Origin of the sequence: Nakamurella sp. (assembly GCF_048594475.1) — a bacterium.
Classification (GTDB): Bacteria; Actinomycetota; Actinomycetes; order Mycobacteriales; family Nakamurellaceae; genus Nakamurella.
The window spans coordinates 1-4,717 of the sequence record NZ_JBMDXT010000109.1 but is presented as its reverse complement, the minus strand read 5'-3'; the positions used below and the strand labels follow the sequence as shown (position 1 = coordinate 4,717).

Below are 4,717 nucleotides of genomic sequence, written 5' to 3'. Positions count from 1 at the left end.
GCCGGTCGTCGAGCCGGCCGCGCCCGCCGCGGCACCGGCGCCGGGCGATCCCGGCCCGGCCGACCCGGCGCCCACGCGGCGGCCGGTCGACAACAGCGTCGCCGGCTCGCTGTCCCCCTCGCTGCGGGCGATGCGCGGCCGGGACCCGGAACCGGCTCCGCTGGCCTCGCACGGCCCGGCGACGGTGCTGGCGATGTGCAACCAGAAGGGCGGCGTGGGCAAGACCACGTCGACCATCAACCTGGGGGCCGCGCTCGCCGGCTACGGGCGCCGGGTCCTGCTCGTCGACCTCGACCCGCAGGGCGCACTGTCCGCCGGGCTCGGCATCGCCTCGCACGAGCTCGACCACACCGTCTACAACCTCATGCTCGAGCCGTCCACCCGGCTGACCGACGTGCTGGTGCCGACCGGGATCGAGGGGGTCGACCTGATCCCGGCGAACATCGACCTGTCCGCCGGCGAGGTGCAGCTGATCAACGAGGTGGGGCGCGAGCACACCCTCACCCGGGCGCTGCGGCCGGTGCTGCACGCCTACGACTACATCCTCATCGACTGCCAGCCCTCGCTCGGGCTGCTCACCATCAACGCGCTGACCTGCGCGCAGGGCGTGATCATCCCGCTGGCCGCCGAGTGGTTCTCGCTGCGCGGCGTGCACCTGCTCGTCGACACCATCGAGAAGGTGCAGGCCCGGATCAACCCCGACCTGTCGGTGGCCGGCGTGCTCGTCACGATGTACGACGGGCGGACCGTGCACTCGCGCGAGGTCGTCGGGATGCTCGACCAGCGGTTCGGCGACACCGTCTACGACACGATCATCTCCCGGACGGTGAAGTTCCCGGAGACCACGGTGGCCGGCGAGCCGATCACCTCCTACGCGCCGACCCACCCGGCGGCCCAGGCGTACCGGGCACTGGCCCGTGAAGTGATCGCTCGGTGACCGTGACCCCCCGCGACCGGCCAGCGCCGGACTCGTCGGTGGGCAAGGCAGCGGATCGGGCCACCGGCCAGGCGGTGGCCGGCCCGGCCGGCGGGTCGGAGGAGGAACCGGGGGCGGGCCGGCGGACCTTCCACGTCCGGCTGGAGAACTTCGACGGCCCGTTCGACCTGCTGCTGCAGCTGATCAACCAGCACCGGATGGACGTCACCGAGGTCGCCCTGCACCGGGTCACCGACGACTTCCTGGCCCACGTGCGCGGCATGGGCGACGACTGGGACCTGGACCAGGTAACCGAGTTCCTGGTGATCGCGGCCACCCTGCTGGACATGAAGGCCTCGCGGTTGCTGCCGACGCCGGCCGACGAGTCGATCAATCCCGACGAGCCGCTGCAGGCCAAGGACCTGCTGTTCGCCCGGCTGCTGGCCTACCGGGCCTACCAGCAGGTGGCGGCCCTGTTCGCGGAGCTGGAGGCGGGCGCGCTGCGCCGCTACCCGCGGGCGGTCGCGCTCGAGCAGCGGTACCTGGGGCTGCTGCCGGAGGTGACCATCGGGCTCACGCCGGCGGCATTCGCGGATCTGGCCGCCTCGGTCTTCACCCCGAAGCCGGAGCCGGTGGTCAACGTCGACCACATCCACGCCCCGCGGGTGTCGGTGGTCGAGCACACCGGGATGCTCCGCGAGATGCTCGCCTCGCGCGGGGCCGCGACGTTCGGCGAGCTGGTCGCCGACTGCACGGCGACGCTGCAGGTGGTCGCCCGGTTCCTGGGGTTGCTGCAGCTCTACCGGGAGTCGGCGGTCGCGTTCGATCAGCCCCTGCCGCTGGGCGAGTTGACCGTACGGTGGATGGCACCGGAGGCTGTGGGGGATGCCGGTCCGACCGGCGGACACGAGGATGCTGGCGCGGTGGAAGAGGAATACGAGTGAGCGGCGAAGTGCAGACCGCGGTGGCCGCCGGCGGGCCGCCGGCGGACGCCCCGGCGGCCGACACCCCGATCGGGACGGCGGCCGACGCGCCGATCGGGACTGCGGTTCAGGGCGTGGACGAGGGCGCGGCTGAGAGCGCGGTCGACCCGGCGGTGGCGGGGGTCCCGGGGGACGGCTCGCCGGCGGGCGACCCCGAGGCGGTCGACCCGGGGCCGCCGCCGGTCCCGGAGCGGGCCGCCGACGACGGTGACCGGCAGGTCGCCGAGCCGGCCGGGCCGCGACCCGGGCCGGCCGAGCCGGTGGACCAGGTGCCCGAGCACGATCTGGCCGGGGCGATCGAGGCGGTCCTGTTGGTCGCCGACGTTCCGATCCCGGAGGCACAGATCGCCGCGGCGGTCGGGCACACCCCGGGTCACGTCCGGACGCTGCTGGCCGAGCTGGCCGACAACTATACGGCGGCGAACTCCGGGATCGAGCTGCGCGAGTTCGGCGGGGGCTGGCGGTTCTACACCCGCGACCGGTTCGCGCCGGTGGTCGAGCGGTTCGTGCTGGACGGGGCGCAGAGCCGGCTGTCCAAGGCCGCGCTGGAGACCCTGGCCGTGGTCGCCTACCGGCAGCCCGTCACCCGGGCCCGGATCGCCGCGGTGCGCGGGGTCAACGTCGACGGCGTCATCCGCACCCTGATGTCCCGCGGTCTGATCCAGGACTGCGGCATCGACGCCGACACCGGCGGCACGCTGTACCGCACGACCGACCTGTTCCTGGAGCGGATGGGCCTGGACGATCTGGCCGAGTTGCCGTCGCTGGGCCCGCTGCTGCCCGACATCGGGGAGCTGGACGATGTCTGAGCCCGGCGCCGACGAGGGCGTTCGTCTGCAGAAGGTGCTCGCCTCGGCGGGCGTCGCCTCCCGCCGCAAGGCCGAGGAACTCATCCGGGACGGCCGGGTCAAGGTCGACGGCATCGTGGTTCGGGAGATGGGGACGCGCATCGACCCGGAGAAGGCCGTCGTGCACGTCGACGGCGCCCGCATCACCACCCGCACCGACCTGGTGTACCTGGCGTTGAACAAGGAACGCGGGGTGCTGTCGACGATGTCGGACGACCAGGGTCGCCCGCACGTCGGCCAGATGCTGGAAGACCGGACGGAGCGGCTGTTCCATGTCGGCCGGCTCGACATGGAGTCCGAAGGTCTGCTGCTGCTGACCAACGACGGCGACCTGGCGCACCGGCTCACGCACCCGTCGTACGGGGTGGCCAAGACCTACGTGGCCGAGGTGCCGGGGCCGATCCCCAAGGATCTGGGCCGGCGGTTGCGGTACGGCGTCGAGCTGGAGGACGGCCCGGCCAAGGTCGACTCGTTCGACGTGCTGGACCTGCACGCCAACCGGGCGGTGGTCGAGGTCGTCATCCACGAGGGCCGCAAGCACATCGTGCGGCGGCTGCTGGAGGCGGTGGACCGCCCGGTGTCCCGGCTGGTCCGCACGCAGATCGGGCCGATCCAGCTGGGCCACCAACGGCCGGGCACGCTGCGCAAGCTCAATCCGGTCGAGGTCGGCCAGCTGTACAAGGCGGTCGGGCTGTGATCGAGGCGTCCGGCCCGGACCGGAGCCGGTCCTTCGTCATCGCCATCGACGGGCCGGCCGGGACCGGCAAGTCGACGGTGGCCCGGCGGGTCGCGCAGGCCCTGGACGCGGGCTACCTGGACACCGGGGCGATGTACCGGATCGTCACGCTGGCCGTGCTCCGCTCGTCGGTCGAGCCGACCGACGAGGCCGCCGTCGCCGGGCTCCTGCCCGGGCTGGTCTTCGACAGCCCGACGAACGCCGGCCGGCAACGACATTCGCTGGACGGCGTCGACGTCGGGACCGAGATCCGAGGCCCGGCGGTCACTCTCGCAGTGACCCCGGTCTCGGCCAATCCCGCCGTGCGCGGGTGGCTGCTCGACCGGCAGCGCCGGCTGGCGCGGTCCGGCCGGATGGTGGTGGAGGGCCGGGACATCGGCACCGTGGTGGTGCCGGACGCCGATCTGAAGATCTACCGGACCGCCGACGCCGACGAGCGGGCCCGGCGACGGCAGCGGCAGAGCGCGGCCTTGGTCGGCGGGTCCGGTCCCGACCTGGCCGCGGTGGCCACCGATCTGCAGCGCCGGGACAGCAAGGACGCCAGCCGGACTCATGCGCCGTTGCAGGCCGCCGCCGACGCGATCGTCGTCGATTCCTCGTCGCTGGCCATCGAGGAGACCGTCGCCCACGTCCTGGGGCTGGCCGCGGAGCGGGGCATCACGCCGTGAGCGGCCCAGGCCCGGGCCGGCCCGGCCGCGGGGCCGGCGCCGCCCGGCCCGTCGCCGGGCGGCCGGCATGAGGTGGCGGCACCTGGGCGGGTCGGCCGACCCGGCGGCGCCGCACTCCTCGCCCCGGGCGATGGACCGCGGGCGGCGGATCGGCATCGTGGTGAACACCGTGCTCTACCGGGTGCGGCTGCGGGGCGCCGACCGGATCCCGGCGACCGGCCCGGTGGTGCTGGTGGCCAACCATCAGCACCTGCTGGACGGCGCGGTGCTGTTCGGCTGCCTGCCGCGGCGGGTCTCGTTCCTGGTCAAGGCGGAAGCGGTCAAGGGCGCGCTCGGCTGGCTGCTCACCGCGGTCGGCCAGTACGCGATCGTCCGCGGCACCCCGGACCGGGAGCCGCTGCTGCAGGCCCTCGCGCAGCTCAAGGCGGGCGGGGCGATCGGCATCTTCCCCGAAGGCACGCGCGGCGCGGGTAACGTCGAGACGGTGTTCGCCGGCGCCGGCTGGCTGGCCGCCCGGGCGGCGGCCCCGGTGGTGCCGGTCGCCATCCGCGGGACGGTCCGGCCGG

6 protein-coding genes are annotated in these 4,717 nt (G+C 74.0%); all 6 read left to right on the top strand.

Features of this window, described 5'->3' with window-relative positions; genetic code table 11:
• Nucleotides 1–109 precede the first annotated feature (109 nt).
• Nucleotides 110–937: a ParA family protein gene (locus ACOJUF_RS05625; protein ID WP_420120882.1), complete on the top strand. Its 828-nt coding sequence runs from the start codon at nucleotides 110–112 to the stop codon at nucleotides 935–937.
• A gap of 38 nt (nucleotides 938–975) precedes the next feature.
• Nucleotides 976–1,860, top strand: a complete 885-nt coding sequence (locus tag ACOJUF_RS05620) for a segregation and condensation protein A (protein ID WP_420120881.1) — start codon at nucleotides 976–978, stop codon at nucleotides 1,858–1,860.
• A complete protein-coding gene (scpB, locus tag ACOJUF_RS05615; protein ID WP_420120880.1) occupies nucleotides 1,857–2,708 on the top strand; it encodes an SMC-Scp complex subunit ScpB in 852 nt (283 codons plus the stop codon). The genes ACOJUF_RS05620 and scpB overlap by 4 nt, the downstream gene beginning before the upstream one ends.
• Nucleotides 2,701–3,444 (top strand): pseudouridine synthase, encoded by a 744-nt coding sequence (locus ACOJUF_RS05610; protein WP_420120879.1) that lies wholly within the window; start codon nucleotides 2,701–2,703, stop codon nucleotides 3,442–3,444. Before scpB ends, ACOJUF_RS05610 begins: the two co-directional genes overlap by 8 nt.
• The gene (gene cmk, locus ACOJUF_RS05605) at nucleotides 3,441–4,151 is read left to right on the top strand and encodes a (d)CMP kinase (RefSeq protein ID WP_420120878.1); all 711 of its coding nucleotides are present in this window, start codon (nucleotides 3,441–3,443) and stop codon (nucleotides 4,149–4,151) included. Before ACOJUF_RS05610 ends, cmk begins: the two co-directional genes overlap by 4 nt.
• Nucleotides 4,152–4,218: 67 nt before the next feature.
• Nucleotides 4,219–4,717 (top strand): lysophospholipid acyltransferase family protein (locus ACOJUF_RS05600; protein ID WP_420120877.1); only part of this gene is annotated, 499 nt, incomplete at its 3' end.

Bases quoted from the DNA above. Each gene is read 5' to 3' on its own strand.
- ACOJUF_RS05610 (WP_420120879.1), top strand. From the start codon at position 2,701: ATGTCTGAGCCCGGCGCCGACGAGGGCGTTCGTCTGCAGAAGGTGCTC.